This window comes from Streptomyces sp. NPDC048516 (assembly GCF_043199875.1).
In the GTDB taxonomy this organism is placed as follows: Bacteria; Actinomycetota; Actinomycetes; order Streptomycetales; family Streptomycetaceae; genus Streptomyces.
On record NZ_JBICWS010000030.1, the window covers coordinates 24,599 to 43,881 of the forward strand.

Sequence of the window (19,283 nt, forward strand, 5' to 3'; positions counted from 1 at the left end):
TCCCCTGTGCGGCAGCTCCGGTCGACGCGGGTGATCACGCCTTGACGGCGCCGTTGGTGTGGGTGGTGTCGATGCCGCTCAGGGCGTTCAGCGGCACGTCGGCCAGGCCCAGTTCGCCGGCCCGGTCCATGAGTTGCCGCAGCGGCCCGGCGCTCACGCCGTCGCCCGTCTTCATCAGCTTCATCAGCAGCGCGGAGACGGTCAGGTTCTGTACGTCGGCCGTCGAGACCGAGCCGAGAATGCGGCCGAGGTCGTCGGTGAAGCTCGCCGAGCCGTCCAGCCAGGGCTTCGCCAGCGCCTGCGCGGTCTCGGAGTGCTGGACGAAGCCGTCGACACCCTTGCCGAGCGCGATCGAGGACACCAGCCGGTCGAAGAAGACCGACTCGCCGCCGACGATGTTGATGTCGGCGTTCTCCAGTCCGGTCGCAAGCACCGTGGCCTGCGCCTCGGCGACCTGACGCTGCACGTCGAGGCCGGCCAGCCGGATCTCCTTCTCCGTCTGGATCCGCAGCCGGTACTCCTCGTGGCCACGGGACGCCTCATCGAGGGCTGCCATCGCGGCGGCCTTCTCACTCAGGCCGGCCGCCTCGGCCTTCAGCTTCTCGCCGATGGCCGTCGCCTCGGCCAGCGCCTTCGCCCGTACGCCCTCGGCCTCGGCGCGCAGCCGTGCCTCGGTGGCCTCGGCTTCGGCGCGGCCGGCCTTCTCGATGACCTCGGCCTCCTTGTCGCGCACCTGAATGGCCGCGAGGCCTTCCGCGGCCGACTCGGCCTGGATGCCCTCGGCGAGCCGGACCTTGGCCCGTGCGTCGAGGTCGGACGACTTCAACCGGGCCTGTGCCAGGGTCAGTTCCTCCGCCGCCCGGTGGGTCGCGGCCTGCTCGGCGGCCTCTGCCGCCTTGATGTCCTTGACCAGCTTCTCCTGCGCCTCCGCCTCGGCGGCGATGATGACCGCCTGCCGGTCCCGCTCAGCCGCCTCCACGGCGCGCAGCTTCTTGATGGACTCCTCCTGCTCGGCGACCGTACGGTCCACCGCCACGCGCTCCCGGATCACCTCGGCGATGTCCCGCTTCTCCGCCTCGACCTCTTTCTCGGCGGAGATCCGCGTCAGCTCGGTCTCCCGCTCCCGGGCGATGACCTCCAGCAGGCGGTCCTTCTCGATGCGCTCGCTCTCGATGGCAATGACCCGTTCCCGGTTCTTCGCTGCCACCGCAACCTCGCGTGACTGGTTCTCGCGCTGCACACCGAGTTGTTCCTCGGTGCGCAGGAAGGCGCCCTGCGCCCGCAGCCGCTCCTCCTCCACCACCCGCGCGGTCTCGGCCTCCTCGCGGGCCCGGGAGGTGTCGATCTCCCGCTTCTGCTTGATCTCGGCATCCGCCTGCCGCCGCTCCAGTTCGAGGATCGCCTCCCGGGCATCGACGTTCTGCCGGGTGATCTCCTTCTCCTCGGTGCGCTGGAACTCATTGGTGCGCACGTGCTCGACCGTGGTCAGCTCGGTGATCTTCCGGATGCCCTGGGCATCAAGGACGTTGTGCGGGTCGAGTTGGCCGAGCGGCGTCTGCTCCAGGTAGTCGATCGCGGCGTCCTCAAGGTGGTAGCCGTTGAGGTCGACGCCGATGACCTCGATGATGCGGTACCGCAGTTCGTCGCGCTTGGTGTAGAGGTCGGTGAAGTCCAGCTGCTTGCCGACCGTCTTCAGCGCCTCGGAGAACTTCGCGTGGAACAGCTCCTGCAGCGTTGCCTGATCGCTGGCTCGCTGGGTGCCCACGGCCTGGGCGACCTTGATGACGTCCTCGACGGTCTTGTTGACGCGGACGAAGAACGAGATCCGGATGTCCGCGCGGATGTTGTCCTGGCAGATCAGCCCGTCCCGGCCGGTGCGCGTGATCTCGATGGCCTTCACCGAGATGTCCATCACCTCGGCCTTGTGCAGCACCGGCAGCACGACCTGCCCGGTGAAGGTCACATCGACCTTCCGCATCTTCGAGACGATCAACGCCTTGCCCTGCTCCACCTTGCGGAACAAGCGGGAGAAGCCCAGCAGCATGACGACGGCTATGAGCAGGACAACGGCGACGAGTACACCGATGCCCACGGTGACGGCATCCATAGGAACGGTCCTTGAGGCGTGAGGAAGCGGAAGCGTGAGGTGGGCCGTGCGCGCGGCCCGGCGGCTCGGCGGCGTGCCCGCCCGGGTCAGGTAGCGTGCCCGCCCGGGTCGAGTGCCGCGTCGCAGGGCTCGACCCAGAAGAACCCGCCGGCCTCGTCGTAGGCGTACAGCAGCCCGGTGCTGCCGTACGTCAGAGGTTCGTCGCCCGGCTGGCGGACCTGGATCACGGTGGTGGAGCCGTCGTGGGCGGCGGCTTCGGCCCGGCCGAAGCCTGCGTCCACCCGCCCGGTGCGGATGATGCAGGTCAGCCCGATGAAATCGGCCCGGGGCGGCCCGGGTGCGGCGGGGAAGAGACGATGCAACGGCCGTACGAGCACCCGCGTCACCCGCCACGCGACCACCATGGCCACGACCAGCACGGCCGGCCGCAGCAGCTCCCGCACCAAGCCCGGAGAGGCGGTGGAATCCAGAAGAACGGTCCCGGCGAGGCTCACGAACCAGGCAAGCGCCGTCAGTAGCGAGAAGGCGACCGTGACCGGTACCCCGCCCATCCCCCAGGGTCGGAAATCCGCATCCGCATCAAAGCTCCCGGACTCGGTCACGCCGACGGCGACCAGCAGCCAGAAGGCCACGACCACGACGAGGGCGGCGGTGAACACGATGGTGGGAAAACCGGCGGCCGCCGCCAGAAACGTCCCCATGCCAACCCTCCCCGAGATCTCGTCCGGCTCTGTTCTGTGCCCTGCCTGTGCGGCAGCCAGGGGCAAGACGGTCCCGCGGCACACCCATCCTGCCGGTAAGCGGCATCGGGACCGTCCCCTGTGTTCCCCCACACCCATCCTGCCCGGCCCGTACGGCACTCGCATTGCCGGATTCCGGCAATCTTCACTAAGGTCTCCATGCCAGGTTGCCGCTAAGAACGCGTCACCGGCACGTCAAGAAACCGGGAGACACGTGGCGGAGTACGAGATACCCGAGGACTATCTGGCCGGCTACGCCCAGATTCTGGCCGACGCCTCGGCCACCGGCCGCCGGCTCACCCGCGAAGAGATCAACTCCCGTCGCGCCCTCGGAGAACAGGCTGCCGAAGCGGGCCTCGGCCTGCGCGCCCTCGTCAGCGGACACCTCACCGCCACCCGCGCTGCCTGGCCCGGCTCGTCCAGCTCACCGGACAGCGTGCTCGCCGCCGTGCAGCAGGCCATCGACGCCTTCGCCGAAGGCTATGAGCGAGCCCAGCGGCTGGCCGTACGCCAGGAGGAAGCCGCGCGCCGGGAGTTCATCGATGACCTCCTCTACGGCCGCAGCGACCTCGGCCGCCTGGCCGAGCGCGCCGAACGCTTCGGGCTGCGCCTCTCCCACGCCCATGCCGTCGCCGTGGCCCAGGGACCGGCCGCCTACGACGAGGGTGACGCGGTGCTGCGGCGGGTGGAGCGGTCCCTCATCGCCCGGTTCGGCGACCGCAGCATCCTGCTGACCACCAAAGGCGGCCGCATGCTGTGCATCGCACCCGGCGACCAGGACGAGATCCTCCTCCACTTCGCCAAACAGGCCTACGCGGCCACCGAAGGCGGCCGGGTCGCCATCGGCCGCCCCCAGCCGGGCCCCGGCGGCGTGGTCCAGTCCTACGAGGAAGCACTCAACACCCTCGACCTGGCCCACCGCATGGAGCTCGACGACCTCGTGCTGCGCGCCGCCGACCTGCTCGTCTACCCCGTCCTCACCCGCGACCGGCAAGCCATGGCCGACCTGGTCCACAGCGCACTCGGCCCCCTCACCACCGCCCGCGGCGGCCCGCAGCCTCTCCTGGACACCCTCACCGCCTACTTCAACTCCGGCTGTATCGCCGCCGAAGCAGCCCGCCGCCTCTCCCTCAGCGTGCGTGCGCTGACCTACCGCCTGGAACGCATCCACCAGTTGACCGGCGCCAACCCCGCCGACCCCGACCACCGCTACATGCTCCAGACCGCCGTCATCGGCGCCCGCCTGCTCGACTGGCCGGCCAAGACACTGTGAAACCGTGCGCCGCGCCCAACCGTTGCTCCTTCACCGGCTGCTTCGGAAGAGTGACCGGGCGGAACCTGGACGGGTGCGCGAGGTGCGGGGGCGTCAGGGTCGACCGCTTGAGCATGCGGCAGCCGGCGCACTTCCGCAAAAACAGCGGGACCGGAAGTCCCGGACAGTCGCGGGCTGTCCGGGCTGGTCAGGGCGTTGCCCGAAGTCTGTCCCGGACTGCAGGGGATAGCTGAATCCGCCCTTGTTTCGTATGCCATGGCCGCAGCAGGATGACTTTCGTGGAGAACCTGGGGGAATTCTCGCCGTACGAAGCCCGAGACGCTGCCCGCTTCATCGAGTCGATGCAGCAACTCAAGGAGCGTTCAGGGCTGACCTACCGCGAATTGGAGGAGAGGGCCGCCCGAAACGGTGACGTGCTGGCGCGCAGCACACTGGCCGACATCCTGCGCCGGACAAGCCTGCCGCGACCTGATGTGCTGGCCGCGTTCGTCCGTGCCTGCGGGCAGGACCAACAGGTCGGCGCCTGGCTGGATGCCCGGGACCGGATCGCCACAGATATCGCTCCCGAGTCCCCCACGGCGCCCGGCCCCGAGGCCGAAGCCGAGACTCAACCGCAGATCGAAGAGCCCACAGGCTCGCGGCCAGGCTCGCGGCCACACCGGGCCAAGAGCCGTACGGTCGTGCTCGCGACCGGTCTCATGGTCATGCTGGTCGCCTTGGTCATCTGGTGGCTGCTCCCCGGCAGCTCCGATACCCCCGGCGCACCGCCTGCCGCGGCCACCGCTTCCCGGACTCCCACCGATGGCTGGGTCACCATCCGCCCCGTCCGTACGCCAGACCTCTGTCTGACCGACGGACGTGACCGGGCCGGTGCCTATGCCAGCGCCGTCGCGGTCCAGCTCCCCTGCGCCCAAGCCACGGTGCCGCGTACCTACCTCGAAGCGGCTGGTGAGGGCCGCTACCGCATCCAGTGGCATCATCCCCGGCAAGGGAGAGGATGCCTGACGATCATGAGCACTGGCAGGGTAAAGGGCATGCTTGAGCCCCGGGACGACTGTGGCCAGGCCACTGTGTTCCGCGTGGAAGCCGCCGCCGGTGACAGCGAGGGTTTCCGACTTCGCCCGGCCAACAGCAGCAGGTGCATCGGCATTGCCGACAACCACACCACGGCGGGAGCCGAAGCGATCGAAGAAAGGTGTACCAGCGAGGCCGACCAGCGGTTCCTCATCCAGGCGGGCTGACGGTCCTCACCGCGGTCGCGGAGAGCCACTCGGCTGGATCCTCGCCCGAGGCCGGCGAGGAGGGCAGTCTCCTTGAGCGATCTGCCTCACGATCAGCCGTGGCCGGCCACCGTGAATCGCCCGATGGCGACCCTGCCCGCCAGGCTGCGCGCAAGGCACCCTCCCCGACTGCGTCTGCTGGCAGGTACAGGCGCGACTACCTTGGCGAAGTTCAGGAACGGCCGAAGGCGGCGGTAGGTGTCTCGCCATTCAGCGCCTGCTGGGGTACGGGTGGCAACCGTCTGGCTGAGGGCGCTGAGCGTGTCGAGATCGACGCTGCTCCCCTGAGGCGAAGGCCATCGCCGGGAGGAAGAACCCCCATCCGCACCTCCGCGGCCCCATCCAGCCGAAGGAGAAGAACGCAGCCCAGCGGTGCATCGCCGGTGGCGTCGCCCGTAAGTCATAAGCCATGCTCCCGTCCGACTCCGCGCTGACGGTGTCAGGTCCGAGCTGACGGGCAGTCGGCTCATCACTGCAGGTTGCCCGTCGGTAGCGCAGGCGAGGTGCCGGTACGCCAACGCTGCATGCGTCGGGCCGGCTTACCTGAACCAGTACTTCACACCTCTGTGGTGGGAGCAGGTGCCGCCCATTCCGCTCCGCGACGCGCCCCGTGTGCCCGGGCAAGATCGAGGGGGAGCACCGTACTTCCCGGCCTCCGCCGAGGCCGTTGCCGAGAACCCCGCCGACACCCACACCGAGCACGGCGCGCAGCCGGCCTCGAACCGATCTTTCACGCCGCTCCCTTCCGGCTACGCACCAGGTCGGCTGGGAGGTGCGCGAGGGCGGCCCGGTCAGGCACCGATGACTTGGGCAAGGTGCCGGGTCGCAGCTCCTTGGGTCGCGGCCTCGGCGACGAGGCCGTCCGGCAGCCCTGGCCTCGCCCGGCCCGGCGCCGACGCCGACGCCGACGCTCAGACGTTACGCCGTGTTACACGAGCGTCACCGTGCACAGCCCGTTCCGATGCGCCTGGACCGCCCACCACTGGGAAGACCACCCCACCCGCGACCCTCTGTCCGGGTGAGACCCTAATATCATTTGGCGTCCTCCGAAGGACGTTGACGCCCGCTGGGTCGTGCCCGCCGCTCCACGCGCGGCACGACGGCTCCACCGCATGGCAATGGAGTCGAGCATCGAGGAGAGGAACGTTCATGCGCGTCCGGAGCATCGCCACGGCCACCGCAACTGCATTGGCACTGGTGGCCGCTCGTGACCTTGTCCAGAAGAAGCACGCATTGCTCCGGAACTTCCCCGTGCTCGGGCACGCCCGGTACCTGTTGGAGACGATCGGGCCCGAGCTGCGGCAGTACATAGTGACCTCCAACGACGAGGAGCGCCCGTTCAGCCGCGACCAGCGCACCTGGGTTTACGCGTCGGCGAAGGGGGAGAACAACTACTTCGGGTTCGGAACCGACAACGACGTCGAGCACATGCAGGGGCACGCATACCTGAAGCAGCGCACGTTCGCCGGTACGCTGCCCGACGCGCACGACCCGCAGGCCCCACTGCCGTCGGCCAAGGTGCTGGGCGGGCCGCGCGGGCGCGCCAAGGCGTTCCGGCCGGCGAGCGTGGTGAACATCTCGGCGATGAGCTTCGGATCGCTCTCCGGCGCGGCGATCACGGCGCTCAACAAGGGGGCGGCGCTGGCGGGCACCCTGCAGAACACGGGCGAGGGCGGCCTCTCGCCGTACCACCGCAACGGTGGCGACCTCGTCCTTCAAATCGGTACGTCCTACTTCGGCTGCCGCAACGAGGACGGCAGCTTCAACATCGACAAGCTCAAGGATGTGGTCGCCGGTGCCCCGGTCAAGGCGATAGAGATCAAGCTCTCCCAAGGCGCCAAGCCGGGGCTGGGCGGAATGCTGCCGGGCGCGAAGGTGACCCCGGAAATCGCCGAGATCCGCGGCATCCCGCTCGGCGAGGACTGCGCCTCCCCGTCGCGGCACACCGCGTTCAGTGACGTCGACTCGATGCTCGACTTCGTCGAACTGCTCGCCACCGAGACCGGCCTGCCGGTCGGAATCAAGAGCGCGGTGGGAGAGATGGAGTTCTGGCAGGAGCTGGCCACACAGATGGCGCGAGGTGACCGCGGGGTCGACTTCGTGACCATCGACGGTGGCGAGGGCGGCACCGGGGCGGCGCCGCTCACCTTCTCCGACTCGGTGTCGCTGCCCTTCCGGATGGGCTTCTCCCGGGTCTACGGCGTCTTCGCCGAGCTGGGGCTGACCGACGACCTGACCTTCATCGCCTCCGGCAAGCTCGGCCTGCCCGAGAACGCCGTGGTCGCCTTCGCCCTGGGTGCCGACATGATCAACGTGGCCCGTGAGGCCATGCTGTCGATCGGCTGCATCCAGGCGCAGAAGTGCCACACCGACAAGTGCCCCACCGGCATCGCCACCCAGAGCCCGTGGCTGGCCCGCGGCCTCGACCCGGCCTCGAAGGCCACCCGGGCCGCTCTCTACCTGCGCACCCTGCGCAAGGAGCTGCTGAAGATCTCGGCGGCCGTCGGCGTCGCCCACCCGGCGCTCATCACGGCCACGGACATCGAGATCATGAACGGCGACTACGAGGCCCGTACCCTGGCCGGCGTCTACGGCTACAAGGACGGCTGGGGCGAGCTCGGCCCGCACCTCGCCGAGGAGATCACCGCACTGCTCACCACCGAGCAGTCCTCCGGCCAGAAGCCGACCGCCTGACGCGCCGATCACGACAGGCACCGCGCTCACTGCTCCCCTGCCGGGAGCGCGCGTGGCGCCGACCGGTGGCACCCTTGTCTTCCCTTCCCTGCTCCACGAACAGCCCCTGCCTAGGTGATCACAACATGAGCGAAAAAGTGCGTTTCCCGAGCGTCGTCGGCCCCGAACTGGCCGGAGCGATCGACCTGCCGGACGGCGAGATTCGCGGCTGGGGGATCTTCGTGCACGGATTCACGCTCGGCAAGGGCTCGCCGGCCGCGTCGCGTGTCAGCAAGCAGCTGGCACGCGAGGGGATCGGCATGCTGCGCTTCGACAACCTCGGGATCGGGGACTCCGACGGCGACTGGGGGGACGGTTCCTTCACCGTCAAGGTCCAGGACACGATCCGTGCCGCAGCCATGATGGCGGAGCGAGGGACTCCGGCAGACCTGCTGGTGGGGCACTCGTGGGGAGGCGCCGCCGTCCTGGCCGCGGCGGCCGAGGCAACCGGCGTCCGCGCGGTCGCCACGATCGGGGCGCCTGTCGATCCCAGCCACGTCGAGCGACAGTACGACGCGGTCGTGGATCGCGTGCTCAGTGATGGGTCGCACGAGTGGTTCGTCGGCGGGAGGACCCTGGTCCTCAAGCGTGCCTTCGTCGAAGACGTCCGCCGTGCTCACCTGCGGGATCGGATCGGCGAGTTGGACCTGCCGCTGCTCGTCCTGCATTCGCCGACCGACAACACCGTCGACATCGACAACGCGGGAGAGATCTTCCGCGAGGCACGACACCCGCGAAGCTTCGTCTCACTCGAAGGAGCGGACCATCTCCTGACCGCCCGAGGACAAGCACAGCGAGCCGCCCACATCATCAGTGCCTGGGCCGACCAGTACATCTAAGGCGCACGTCCCGCAGGAGAGACATTCACGGGTACACGGTGATGTGGTCGGGCGGCGTGGCCCGTGGGACCCGGGCGGGGGGCACAGCCCTGATACTCCAGCCGTGGATCGGGATCTTGCTGGTGGGGAGAGGTACCTCGGTGAGGGACGGTGCCGACACCCATACATCCCGCGGGGCAAGGCCCTGTACCCCTGGCCGCTTTCCGGCCGGTCCCCCCGTCCGGCCGCGTGGGACGGGGGGCCTTGTGCCATGGGGTCAGCCTGGGGGCAGTCGGGGGCTTAGCGGATTCCGTGTCGGTTCTTGTGGTGCTCTTCGGCTGTGCCACCGGTTTGCTGGGCGGGGATCTGGCGTACGCATTCGATGAGGTAGTCGCCGGTGTCCGGGGCGAGGGTGACGCCGTGGGTCTCGCTGCGGAAGCCGGGAAAGCGCCGGTCGAAGGATTCCAGGGCGGTCAGGTAGCGCAGCAGCGGGCCGTCGGGGGTGCCGGTGTTTTCGCCGGGCATCAGGACGGGGATGCCCGGCGGGGTGACGGTGACCATGGCGGCGGCCACCCGGTCGGCCGCGTCGGTCAGTCTTACGCGCTCGGTGCCACCGCGGATGAGGCGCTGGTAGCAGTGCTGGGGTGGGGTGACGGCCTCGGGCAGGTCCTGGAAGGCGGTGTCGAGCAGCTCGACCAGGCGGGCGTCGCGCAGGTGGTGGTGCATCTCCTGGCACAGCTCGCGCAGGGTCTGGCCGGTGTATCGGTGGGGGTGGGCGGCGACCAGCTCGGGCAGCAGACGCTCCAGGGGTGCGTTGTGGTCGTAGAGCGCTTTGAAGTCCATCAGGGCGTCCATCAGGGTTCCCCACTTGCCCTTGGTGATCCCCATGGAGAAGAGGATGAGTGTGGTGTAGCTGTCGGTCTTCTCCACCACGATGTTCCTGGTGGCCAGGTAGGCGGTGAGGACGCGGGCGGGGATGCCCCAGTCGGACATCTGCCCGGTGGCGTCGATGCCGGGGCAGGTGAGGGTGACCTTGATGGGGTCGAGCAGGCAGTAGCCCTCGGTCAGGCCGGTGAAACCGTGCCAGTCCGCCTCGGGCTCCAACTGCCAGCAGGACGGCTCGCTGCGCAGCAGTTCGGCCGGTGCGTCGGCGAAGGGCACACGTTCGCCGGTGGCCGGGTCGGTCACGGTCTCGGGCTGCCAGACGCCGAAGAACCAGTCCGGACGGTCGTCGGCGGCTGTGATGCGCCGGCCGACGCGTACGACGGTCTGGCGGAAGCGGATGGCTTCGGTCACCGCTTCGTCGATGAGGCAGCGGCCCTGGGGGCCGTCCATCATCGCGGTGGCCACGTCGAGGGAGGCGATCATCGGATACAGCGGTGAGGTGGTGCCGTGCATCATGAACGCCTCGTTGAACCGTTCGTGCTCCACCGGCGCCCGGGGTGCGGGTTTGATGTGCACCATGGCGCTCTGTGACAGCGCGGCCAGCATCTTATGGGTGGATTGGGTGGAGAAGACGGTGGGGCGTTGGGGGCCGGGGAAGGTGTCGGGGCCCACCGCCATGCCGTAGCGGCCGGCGTAGAGGGGGTGGAAGCGGGCGTAGGCGAACCAGGCTTCGTCGAAGTGGAGCCGGGGGGTGCTGGGTGCGAGGGCCTGGGCGACCTGGAGTGTGTCGTAGCACAGGCCGTCATAAGTGGAGTTGGTCAGCACCGCGTATTGGGCCTTGGGTGAGACGGCGCCCTGGGTCAGCGGGTTACGGCTGGTCCGGGAGACGACCGCCGGTGCCTGGATCTCGGCAGGTGACAGGGGTCCTGCCAGTCCGTAACCGTTGCGGGTGGGGACCAGGTAGACCGGCCGGGCTCCGGAGAGGACCAGGCCGTGCAGGACCGACTTGTGGCAGTTACGGTCCACCAGTGCGATCTCGTCCTGGGTGACGCTGAAGTGACCGACCATCCGGTCGCAGGTGGAGTCGCCGTGGAGTACGAAGTAGGTGCGGTCGGCGCCGAAGACGCGGGCGGCATTGCGTTCCGCCGCGCCGACCGGGCCGGTGTGTTCGAAGAGGGAACCGAGTTCCTCGACGGAGATCGACAAGTCGCTGCGCAGCAGCCGTTCTCCGAAGTAGTCGTGGAAGGCCCGGCCGACGGGGGACTTGAGGAAGGCGACACCGCCGGAGTGGGCAGGGGTGTGCCAGGAGTACTCGTGCGCGTGGTCGAAGCGGCGCAGTGCCTCGAAGAACGGTGGCAGCAGGTTGTGCTGGTAGCCGCGGGCGGCGCCGGCGATCCGTCCGGCGATGAAGGATGCGGTGTCCTCCAGCGGCCAGATATAGCCGATCACGGCTTCGGCCACCCACAGGGGCAGGTGTTCCAGGTCTTCGCCGGCCATGGCCAGGAAGACGGGGAGGTTCTGGAAGCGCCGACCGGCGTGGCGCAGTACCGCGGCGCCGCCTGTTTCGCCGCCGTCTCCGGCGGCCTGGGGCAGGTCCCAGTCGACCACGGCGGCGGCCAGGCCTGCCTCGGTGCGCAGCACCGCCTGGGCGTCGTCGGCTGTGGTGGCCCAGCGCACGTCGAGACCTCGGGTCTCCAACTCACGGCGCATTCTGCGTAGTTGCTCGGCGGCGATGCCTCCGCTCTGTGAGACCTCGCGTACCGCGAACAGAACCGTCCCGTCGCTCATTGTGGCCCCTCTGCTTTGCACGTAGTCGGTGCATGGTCTGCAAGTGCGCGCCATGCGTGCTCTTCGAGAGGCAACCGGAAGATCACCGGCAGCGGTCCGGTGACGGGGCGAAACCACTCCGATGAGGGAAACGCCGCGTCTGACCGCGCTGTGTGAACGCTCCTGGCATCGGTAGGGGAACGGCAGCACTCCCCTGGGCCTCCGACGTTCGCCGCGTCTCGGCGGTGGTCCGCGTCTCCGCCTGGACCGGCACCCCACAGGAGTCCGGGCCGCACCGCTTCACGAGGTGGCAGTGGCACGAGCCGCCGTGTGGATGGGGGAGCTGACCGAGCCGGCCGGGGTGAGCACGCGGTCGCCGCGCTACTACGAGGTGGAGGGGCTGCTGAGAGCCCGGCCGGCCGCCAACGGCTACCGCGAGTACGGGCACGAGGATCTGCCGGGCGGCCCGCGCGGTCCCATGGCACCACAGCGTCCGCCACTTCGACGCACACGACGAAGCCCACCAACGAGATCGCCCCGACGATCACCCATTCCTCCGTCGCCGCCCCCGGCCCACGGACGAACGGGTCAGCTCATCCCGTGAGCTTCCGGGCGACGGCTGGGGCCGTTGCAGCACCTGGAGGCTGACACCGTTCCGTCACCGGCAGAGGGCAGTCGCTTCGCTGTCCACGGTGCCCTCACCCGCCTCCGTGGCAACCTGCTCCTCGCCGAGATCAGCACCGCGGTGCCGGGGCCGAGCAGTCACTTCGTGTTAGCCTCAAATTTTCGGGCGGCCGTGACGACCGGCGATTCCGTCCGTGCGGTTCCCATTGTTTCGTCGGTGCTCATTCCTGCCGGGCCTTCCTCGGTACGTTCCCCCTACGGAAGGCTCTTACATGAACCACCCGGACCGCCTCGGCACCTCGCACGGCACCCCCGCCCGGCCGGTGCCCCTCACCTCGACGGTGCCCCCGGTCGCCTCCTTCGCCGACCTGGAACTGCCGGCCGAGGTCCTGCGAACGCTCACCGAGCTCGGGGTACGCGAGCCCTTCCCGATCCAGGCGGCCACGCTGCCCAACGCCCTCGCAGGACGCGACGTCCTGGGGCGCGGGCGCACGGGGTCGGGCAAGACGCTCGCCTTCGGCCTGCCGCTGCTCGCACGGACGGCCGGGCGGCGCGCGGAGCCGAAGCAGCCCCTCGCCCTGATCCTGGCGCCTACCCGGGAGCTGGCCCAACAGGTAACAGAAGCCCTCGCGCCGTATGCCGACGCGCTCCGGCTGCGGATGGCCACGGTCGTCGGCGGCATGTCGCTCGGCCGGCAGGCCGCTGCGTTGCGCGACGGAGCCGAGGTCGTCGTCGCCACCCCTGGCCGCCTGCACGACCTCATCGAGCGCGGGGACTGCCGCCTGGGACGAGTACGGATCACCGTCCTCGACGAGGCGGATCAGATGTGCGACATGGGCTTCCTGCCGCAAGTCACCGCGGTGCTCGACCAGGTGCACCACGACGGCCAGCGGATGCTGTTCTCGGCCACCCTGGACCACGACGTCGATCACCTGGTCCGCCGCTACCTCCACGACCCCGTCGTCCACTCGGTCGACCCGTCCGCGGGTGCGGTCACGACGCTGGACCACCATGTACTGGTCGTCCACGGCCCCGACCGGTACGCCGTCACGACCGAGATCGCCGCCCGCGACGGCCGCGTACTGCTGTTCCTGGACACCAAGCAGGCGGTCGACCAGCTCACCCGGCATCTTCGGGCCAGCGGAGTGCACGCCGCGGCCCTGCACAGCGGTAAATCCCAACCGCAGCGCACACGGACCCTTGCGCAGTTCAAGAACGGCCAGGTCACCGTCCTGGTGGCGACCAATGTCGCGGCCCGTGGTCTGCACGTCGACGACCTCGATCTCGTGGTCAACGTCGACCCGCCCACCGACCCCAAGGACTATGTGCACCGCGCGGGCCGCACTGCCCGGGCCGGTGAGTCCGGCAGCGTCGTCACGCTGGTGCTGTCGGGCCAGCGCCGCGAGACGAGCCGGCTGATAGCCGCGGCCGGCATCAGGCCGACGATCACCAAGGTGCGCTCGGGTGAGGCGGAGCTCAGCCGGCTCACCGGGGCCAAGGCCCCCTCCGGCACCCCGCTCGACGGTGGGCCCACCGCGCCCCGGACCAAGAACACCAACGTCCCCTTCCGCGGCCTGGGCACCAGCAAGGACACCTCCCGCGGCGCCGGCGGCAAGTCCCGCAAGGCCGGCGAGGCCCGTAAGCTCGCCGAGGCCCGCAAGGCAGCCCGGGTGCGCCGCGGCGACTGAGGGTTTGGACTCGCAAAGCCGGACAAGCCCTAGAGGTCCCTTGGCCGCACCGTCATCCGGATCCCGTCCCGAGCCCACAGCACGAACCGTTCCACCGGCGTCACCTCGTGCCCCGGCGCGGGCCGAAAGCGCAGGCGCTTGAGGAGGACGGCCAGGACGAGCTGGGCCTCGACCATGGCCAAAGCGGCGCCCTCGCAGCTGCGTGGCCCGATTCCGAAGGGGATGTACGCGAGCCGCGGCCGCTTGGACACCTCCTGCGGCGTGAACCGCTCGGGGTCGAACCGCTCCGGCTCGGGCCAGTGCTCAGGGTTCAGGTGCACCGCCCAGAACGGATAGAACACCGTCGTCCCGGCCGGAATCTCGTACGGGCCCAGAACCAGGTCCTCGGTCGTCTCGCGTGCGCCGTACGGGCCGGGCGGGAACAGGCGCATCGACTCCTTGAGCACCATGTCCAGATACGTGAGCCGCCGCAGATCACCGTAATCGGGCGTTTCGCGCGCACCCAACACCTGGTCCAGTTCGGCGGCGACGCGATCGGCCACGTCAGGATGGCGGCCCAGCAGGTGCAGCGTCCACGAGACGGCGACGCCGGTGGTGTGGTGGGCGGCGAGCAGCGTCACCATCACGGTGTCCCGCAGCCGTGCCGGGCTCTGACCGGCCTCGACGAGCGCCCCGATCAGGTCGCCGCGGTCGGTACGGCCACCCGAGCGGTGCGCCGCCACCACGCGGTCGACCGTCGCGCGCAGATAGGCAAGGGCCACCTCGGCCCGCTCCGCCGAGCGCGGGTCGGCCCGCGGCACCTGGTAGAGCCGCCCGAGGTGCTCGGTGAGCACCTCCTCGAACGCGGCGACGACACGGTCCGTGTCGGTTTCCGCGCCGCCGAGCGCGAACCCGCAGATCATACGGAGCGAGAGCGCGGCCAATTCCTGTTGCAGCTCGACGGGTTCGCCGTCGCCCTCCCCCGCCCAGCGGTCCGCGAGCTCGCACGCCAGCTCGGTGAAGCGCGCGAAGTGCCGCTCGTGCGCCGGCCGTCCGGCGAGCACCGAGAGCAGCAATCGGCGCCAGGGGCCGTGCTCGTCGGCGGGTAGCACTTGCAGGTTGCCTGCCTCGCACAGCGGGTCCAGGAACGCGAACAGCTCCTCGGGCCGCGTGTCGATGTGCGCCGTGGCCTCCAGAAGCACGGGATCGGCGACCGACACGGCCGTGTCCGCGCCCGGCAGTTGGAAGCGCACGACGGGTCCGTACGCCTCGTGCAGGCGTAACTGGTAACGGTGCAGCCCGCCCGCGGCCGCAACGGCGCTCAGCCCGCCGTCCTCCTGGTGCCCGGGTCCGGGGATGCGCATAACGGTGCCTCCTGTCCCAAGTCCTGCCGTCGATTCTGTTCGAGGGGCCCCTCAACTCGTCCTTGTGTCATCCCATTTCCCCCGTCCCGCTTCCTACCCACGGCGGGGCCCGTGCCCGCACTGGCCGCGGCGAGCATTTCACGGACCACGGAGGGGCGTTGCGCACCGGCACCCGGCTGGTGTCGCGTTGGCGGGGCAGCGCGATGATGACGCCCTGCGAAAGCATGCGCGCCCGGCCGCATCAGTGGCTGCCCCGGCACTTGGCCCGCAGCGGCCGCTATGGGCGTCCGAGGAGTTGGGTGCCGGCCGTGTTGTCGGTGCGGGCGGTGAAGTAGTCGGTGAAGGCCTGGATGAATTCGGCTTCGGTGATGCGGCCGTCTCCATCGTGGTCGAGCTGGCGGAAGCCGTGGTTGAGTTCGGCGGGGTGGACCCGGGAGCCGCCGAAGATCGTGCGGTACTCATCGGCGCACAGGTGTCCGCTGCCGTCGGTGTCCGCGGCGTGGAAGACCGCCCGCACCGCGACATGCAACCCCTGCTCGAGATAGGCCGGCCCGGCGTCGATCCCGGTGAGCATGGCGGTGACGAACTCCTCGCAGGTCAGCTGTCCGTCGTCGTCAGCATCCATGCCGGTCCGCAGGTGCTGCCACCAGGTTTCGAAGGCGGCATAGACGCGGGCTTCGCGCTCGGGGGTGAGTTCGAGCGGCCAGCACACGTTGTGCGCCATGGCCTGCAGATCGACCGAGCTGATGCGGCCGTCGCCGGTCTGGTCAAGGACCTGGCGGAAGAAGGTCCGCAGACGCGCCGGGCGGGAATCGGCGCCCCGGCGGCGGCGTGGTGCGGGAAGCCGGACAGGGCTTGCCTCCGGCGGAGAAGGACGATCGGTGGAGGCGGTGGAAGGCTGCGAAGTCGATGAGTTTCCCGCCGGCGGGGTGCGGTAGCGGCGATGCTCGGGCAACGCATTCACCAGCACGCGCACGCCACGGTGCAGGATGAAGGACAGCAGGGCCGCGCGCCGGGTGCGGGGCAAGTTGAAGCGCTCGCGGAAGGCTTCCGGCAGGTCCGCGATGGTCAGCGCACCGATCACGTGGGCGGCCACCGTGCGCAGCAGCGGCCAGGCCGGCTTGAGGTGACCGAGACGGCGGGGCGCGGGTGCTTCACGGAGCATGTCGAAGAGCAGGTAGCGCACGGGTTCGCTGTATTCAAGACGCTCGCGGATCGTGCGGTCCATATACGCGGGCACGTCCGCGGCCGTGGCCGGGAACAGGTCGTCGGAGAGTCCGAACTCGGTACACACCGCCCGGAATTCTCCGTACATCTGATCCAGTTCAGAGGGCATCAGCGGGCGTCCGGACAGTTCCCGCATCGCCGTCATGCACTCGTACAAGGTGACCAGCACCCACACCCGCACCGCCGGGTCCGACGCGGTGAACGGCCTGCCCTGCTCGTCGGTCCCGGCCAGACGGCGGTGCGTGCGCTCCAGACGGGCAACCTCACGGCGCAGCCCTTCACGGTCGGAGAAGAACAGCCGCTTCCCGCTGTCCATGGTGTGCTCGACACGCCGCCACGGGTGCGCGCGGTAGGTGGAGAAGTTGGCCATGCCGGCCGCGACCGCCGGATCCGCGGTCTGCAGAACCAGCAGCCGCCATGCCACCAACCCGATCCGCCACTCCCCCAGCGTGCGGCGCAGCAGCGAATCAGGCCCAGGAAGATCAGCGGTAGCCAAGGGGACGTCTCCTCAAGTACGTGTACGGGAAAGGAAAAGGACGCCCGAAGAGCGATCATCCGGCTATCCACCCAGCCCAACGGTCCTACCGGAATCCGGGAGCGGCCAGGTTCCCGAATTCACCCCTCCGAGACACGCCACAGGGCCTCCCACACCGGCCCGGAGCCACGGCTCATGTGCCTTGTCGAGGCGGTCAGGACCACCTGCCGAGTGGCGGTTGTAGCCGATGGCCAACCGGTCAGGCACGGAGGCTCCTGGCAATGATCCGTCCGTGGTGCCGGGCGGCGGAGGCACACCCGCCTGTGGTGCGATGCGGCGATACGGGGTGCGGACGACACCGTGGTGAGTGGCCGGGAATATCCCGGCCGACGGACCCGATGACGGTCCGACCGATGCCATTCCCGTTGGAGGAAGCAATGCTCCGCACCCGCGTCCGACGCCCTTTTCCCGTCACCGCCACGACCCTCATCGCCGGTGCGGCATCCGCACTCACCCTGGGCACCACGGGCGCGGCCACCGCGGCCGAGTCCACCGCCGCAGCCCCCGCCGGGACCGGGGCACATGCCGTCCGACGCACCGTCGAAGAACCGCTGCTGAAGGGATCGGCCAAGCTCAAGCGCCGGCCGGGCGACAACGTCCACTTCACCTTCGGGCACGGCGTATGAGGCCGGCTGACACCCAGCCGTAGAATCGGGTCGGCCTGTCGTGGCCAGGAGGCCCGTCTTGGCTGAGGAGCGCTGTATGAATCCAGTGGTGGTGACGTCCGCAGGGAAGGTGCGAGGGGCCGGCAGGGACGGGATCTCGTGCTTCCGGGGGATCCCCTTCGCCGCGCCGCCCGAGGGTCCGCTGAGGTTCCGGCCCCCCACCGCGCCTCAAGGGTGGGACGGGATCCGCGACGCTCTCGCATGTGGGGCCGCGCCCCCGCAGCCGGCCCCGGCCCCCGGCGCCCCCGCCATGTGGCGGCCCGGCGACGGGCTGGACTGCCTGACGGTGAACGTGTGGACCCCTGACCCCGGTGCGGCCAACTTGCCGGTCATGGTGTGGATCTACGGGGGCCTGTGGAAGCACGGCTCGGCGAGCATGCCCCACTACGACGCCACCACGCTCGCCGGCTCCGGAGTCGTCGTGGTGACCTTCAACTACCGGGTCGGCTTCGAGGGCTTCGGGCACCTGCCCGGAGTGCCGGACAACCGAGGGCTGCACGACCAGATCGCCGCCCTCCAATGGGTCCGGGACAACATCGCTGCCTTCGGCGGCGACAGCGGCAACGTGACCGTTTTCGGACAGTCCGCCGGCGCCGCCTCCGCCGTGCTGCTGATGGCCGCGCCCGCGGCGCGGGGCCTGTTCCGGCGTGCGATCGCCCAGAGCATCCCGGCGGGGGCCCGGACCCGAACCGAGGCAGAGACGATCACTGCCACGATCGCGCAGGCCGCAGGCGTCCCGGCGACGTGGGACGGGCTGGCCGGCCTGCCGCCCGAGGCACTCTTGGCGGTCCAGGACGCGCCGCTTCGCACCCGCGCGGACGGATTCAGCGCCTTCGGTCCCGTCATCGACGGCGACCTGGTGACCGGGCAGCCGTGGGCCGCCCTCGAAACGGGCGCGGGCTGCGACGTCGACCTGGTCTGCGGATTCACCCACGAGGAGTATCGGGGCCAGGGCCCGGCCCCCGCGGCGGGAGTCGACCTGGAGCCGGTCGCCGAGGCGGTCGGCCTGGGTAAGGAGGCGGCAACCGCCTACCGCCGGGCCCACCCCGGGCTCACCGACACCGACCTGTTCACGGTCATGCTGTCCGACGCGCTCGTACGGATCCCGACCACCCGGGTCGCCCGGTCCCACGCACGCGCAGGCGGCCTCACCTGGCTGTACGACTTCACCTGGCAAGGCCCCGCCCTGGGCGCCGCCCACGGCATCGACGTCCCGTTCACCTTCGGCAACGCCACCAGCCGTTACGCCGCCCGCTTTCTGGGTTCACCGCCGCCCTCCGACTTCGCCGACCTGTCCGGCCGGTTGCGAACTGCCTGGACCTCGTTCGCCGCTACCGGCGACCCGGGCTGGCCGCGCTTCACCCTGGACCGGTCGACCACCAGAGTCTGGAACCTCCCACCCGCCGACACCTGCTACCCGCTGGAAGCGTCCCGACGGATCTGGGAAGGCACCGCCTCCGCCTAGCGGCTTCTTTGCGCACGACGCCGGGAGAGTGGTCGCCAGGAAGTCCGTCGGCGCAATGGGTGACTCTTCGTCATCGCAAGACCTTCGAACCTGTGCCCCCAACAGGGCTGGGTCCTGGGAGGGGATACCACCG

At 69.8% G+C, this 19,283-nt stretch carries 13 protein-coding genes; 8 read left to right on the forward strand and 5 right to left on the reverse strand.

Translation table 11 applies throughout. The annotated features are described in order from the left end of the window. Window positions 1–34: 34 nt before the first annotated feature. Both ACGFR7_RS34755 and ACGFR7_RS34760 read right to left on the reverse strand, forming a co-directional pair. Window positions 35–2,107: a flotillin family protein gene (locus tag ACGFR7_RS34755; RefSeq protein WP_393327252.1), complete on the reverse strand. Its 2,073-nt coding sequence runs from the start codon at window positions 2,105–2,107 to the stop codon at window positions 35–37. An 86-nt stretch (window positions 2,108–2,193) separates the two neighbouring features. Next, entirely contained in the window at window positions 2,194–2,808 is a 615-nt protein-coding gene (locus ACGFR7_RS34760) for a hypothetical protein (RefSeq protein ID WP_393327255.1), read from the reverse strand. A gap of 253 nt (window positions 2,809–3,061) precedes the next feature. Between ACGFR7_RS34760 and ACGFR7_RS34765 the strand changes: the two genes are divergently transcribed. The 4 genes from ACGFR7_RS34765 (at window position 3,062) to ACGFR7_RS34780 (ending at window position 8,972) form a co-directional block, all read left to right on the forward strand. Continuing rightward, window positions 3,062–4,120: a PucR family transcriptional regulator gene (locus ACGFR7_RS34765; RefSeq protein WP_393327257.1), complete on the forward strand. Its 1,059-nt coding sequence runs from the start codon at window positions 3,062–3,064 to the stop codon at window positions 4,118–4,120. 269 nt (window positions 4,121–4,389) lie between these two features. Further along, window positions 4,390–5,361, forward strand: a complete 972-nt coding sequence (locus ACGFR7_RS34770) for a helix-turn-helix domain-containing protein (protein ID WP_393327258.1) — start codon at window positions 4,390–4,392, stop codon at window positions 5,359–5,361. A gap of 1,188 nt (window positions 5,362–6,549) precedes the next feature. Next, complete coding sequence (locus tag ACGFR7_RS34775; protein WP_393327261.1) at window positions 6,550–8,094, forward strand: FMN-binding glutamate synthase family protein; 1,545 nt, start codon at window positions 6,550–6,552, stop codon at window positions 8,092–8,094. Window positions 8,095–8,219: 125 nt separating this feature from the next. After that, window positions 8,220–8,972 (forward strand): alpha/beta hydrolase family protein, encoded by a 753-nt coding sequence (locus tag ACGFR7_RS34780; RefSeq protein ID WP_393327263.1) that lies wholly within the window; start codon window positions 8,220–8,222, stop codon window positions 8,970–8,972. A 279-nt stretch (window positions 8,973–9,251) separates the two neighbouring features. Here ACGFR7_RS34780 and ACGFR7_RS34785 read toward each other — a convergent pair whose 3' ends face one another. Further along, on the reverse strand, window positions 9,252–11,624 hold the full coding sequence (locus ACGFR7_RS34785) for an Orn/Lys/Arg decarboxylase N-terminal domain-containing protein (protein WP_393327265.1): 2,373 nt from the start codon (window positions 11,622–11,624) through the stop codon (window positions 9,252–9,254). Window positions 11,625–11,937: 313 nt separating this feature from the next. On the opposite strand from ACGFR7_RS34785, the gene ACGFR7_RS34790 reads away from it, so the two are divergent. Together ACGFR7_RS34790 and ACGFR7_RS34795 are read left to right on the forward strand one after the other, a co-directional pair. Beyond that, on the forward strand, window positions 11,938–12,207 hold the full coding sequence (locus ACGFR7_RS34790) for a MerR family transcriptional regulator (RefSeq protein ID WP_393327308.1): 270 nt from the start codon (window positions 11,938–11,940) through the stop codon (window positions 12,205–12,207). A 292-nt stretch (window positions 12,208–12,499) separates the two neighbouring features. Next, on the forward strand, window positions 12,500–13,915 hold the full coding sequence (locus ACGFR7_RS34795; RefSeq protein WP_393327268.1) for a DEAD/DEAH box helicase: 1,416 nt from the start codon (window positions 12,500–12,502) through the stop codon (window positions 13,913–13,915). Window positions 13,916–13,944: 29 nt separating this feature from the next. On the opposite strand, the gene ACGFR7_RS34800 is transcribed toward ACGFR7_RS34795, so the two are convergent. Continuing rightward, window positions 13,945–15,258, reverse strand: a complete 1,314-nt coding sequence (locus ACGFR7_RS34800; protein ID WP_393327271.1) for a cytochrome P450 — start codon at window positions 15,256–15,258, stop codon at window positions 13,945–13,947. Window positions 15,259–15,535: 277 nt separating this feature from the next. Beyond that, window positions 15,536–16,981, reverse strand: coding sequence for an oxygenase MpaB family protein (locus ACGFR7_RS34805; RefSeq protein ID WP_393327273.1), 1,446 nt, complete (start codon window positions 16,979–16,981; stop codon window positions 15,536–15,538). Window positions 16,982–17,397: 416 nt separating this feature from the next. Here ACGFR7_RS34805 and ACGFR7_RS34810 point away from each other — a divergent pair, with 416 nt between their 5' ends. Together ACGFR7_RS34810 and ACGFR7_RS34815 are read left to right on the forward strand one after the other, a co-directional pair. Continuing rightward, the gene (locus ACGFR7_RS34810; protein WP_393327275.1) at window positions 17,398–17,646 is read left to right on the forward strand and encodes a hypothetical protein; all 249 of its coding nucleotides are present in this window, start codon (window positions 17,398–17,400) and stop codon (window positions 17,644–17,646) included. Window positions 17,647–17,722: 76 nt separating this feature from the next. Further along, window positions 17,723–19,150, forward strand: a complete 1,428-nt coding sequence (locus tag ACGFR7_RS34815) for a carboxylesterase/lipase family protein (protein ID WP_393327278.1) — start codon at window positions 17,723–17,725, stop codon at window positions 19,148–19,150. Window positions 19,151–19,283: the final 133 nt, after the last annotated feature.

Excerpts from the sequence above, each read along its gene's own strand:
- ACGFR7_RS34755 (WP_393327252.1), bottom strand. The coding sequence starts at position 2,107 with ATGGATGCCGTCACCGTGGGCATCGGTGTACTCGTCGCCGTTGTCCTG.
- ACGFR7_RS34815 (WP_393327278.1), top strand. The coding sequence starts at position 17,723 with ATGAATCCAGTGGTGGTGACGTCCGCAGGGAAGGTGCGAGGGGCCGGC.
- ACGFR7_RS34760 (WP_393327255.1), bottom strand. The coding sequence starts at position 2,808 with ATGGGGACGTTTCTGGCGGCGGCCGCCGGTTTTCCCACCATCGTGTTC.
- ACGFR7_RS34780 (WP_393327263.1), top strand. The coding sequence starts at position 8,220 with ATGAGCGAAAAAGTGCGTTTCCCGAGCGTCGTCGGCCCCGAACTGGCC.
- ACGFR7_RS34785 (WP_393327265.1), bottom strand. The coding sequence starts at position 11,624 with ATGAGCGACGGGACGGTTCTGTTCGCGGTACGCGAGGTCTCACAGAGC.
- ACGFR7_RS34800 (WP_393327271.1), bottom strand. The coding sequence starts at position 15,258 with ATGCGCATCCCCGGACCCGGGCACCAGGAGGACGGCGGGCTGAGCGCC.
- ACGFR7_RS34775 (WP_393327261.1), top strand. The coding sequence starts at position 6,550 with ATGCGCGTCCGGAGCATCGCCACGGCCACCGCAACTGCATTGGCACTG.
- ACGFR7_RS34810 (WP_393327275.1), top strand. The coding sequence starts at position 17,398 with ATGCTCCGCACCCGCGTCCGACGCCCTTTTCCCGTCACCGCCACGACC.
- ACGFR7_RS34790 (WP_393327308.1), top strand. The coding sequence starts at position 11,938 with ATGGGGGAGCTGACCGAGCCGGCCGGGGTGAGCACGCGGTCGCCGCGC.
- ACGFR7_RS34770 (WP_393327258.1), top strand. The coding sequence starts at position 4,390 with ATGACTTTCGTGGAGAACCTGGGGGAATTCTCGCCGTACGAAGCCCGA.
- ACGFR7_RS34795 (WP_393327268.1), top strand. The coding sequence starts at position 12,500 with ATGAACCACCCGGACCGCCTCGGCACCTCGCACGGCACCCCCGCCCGG.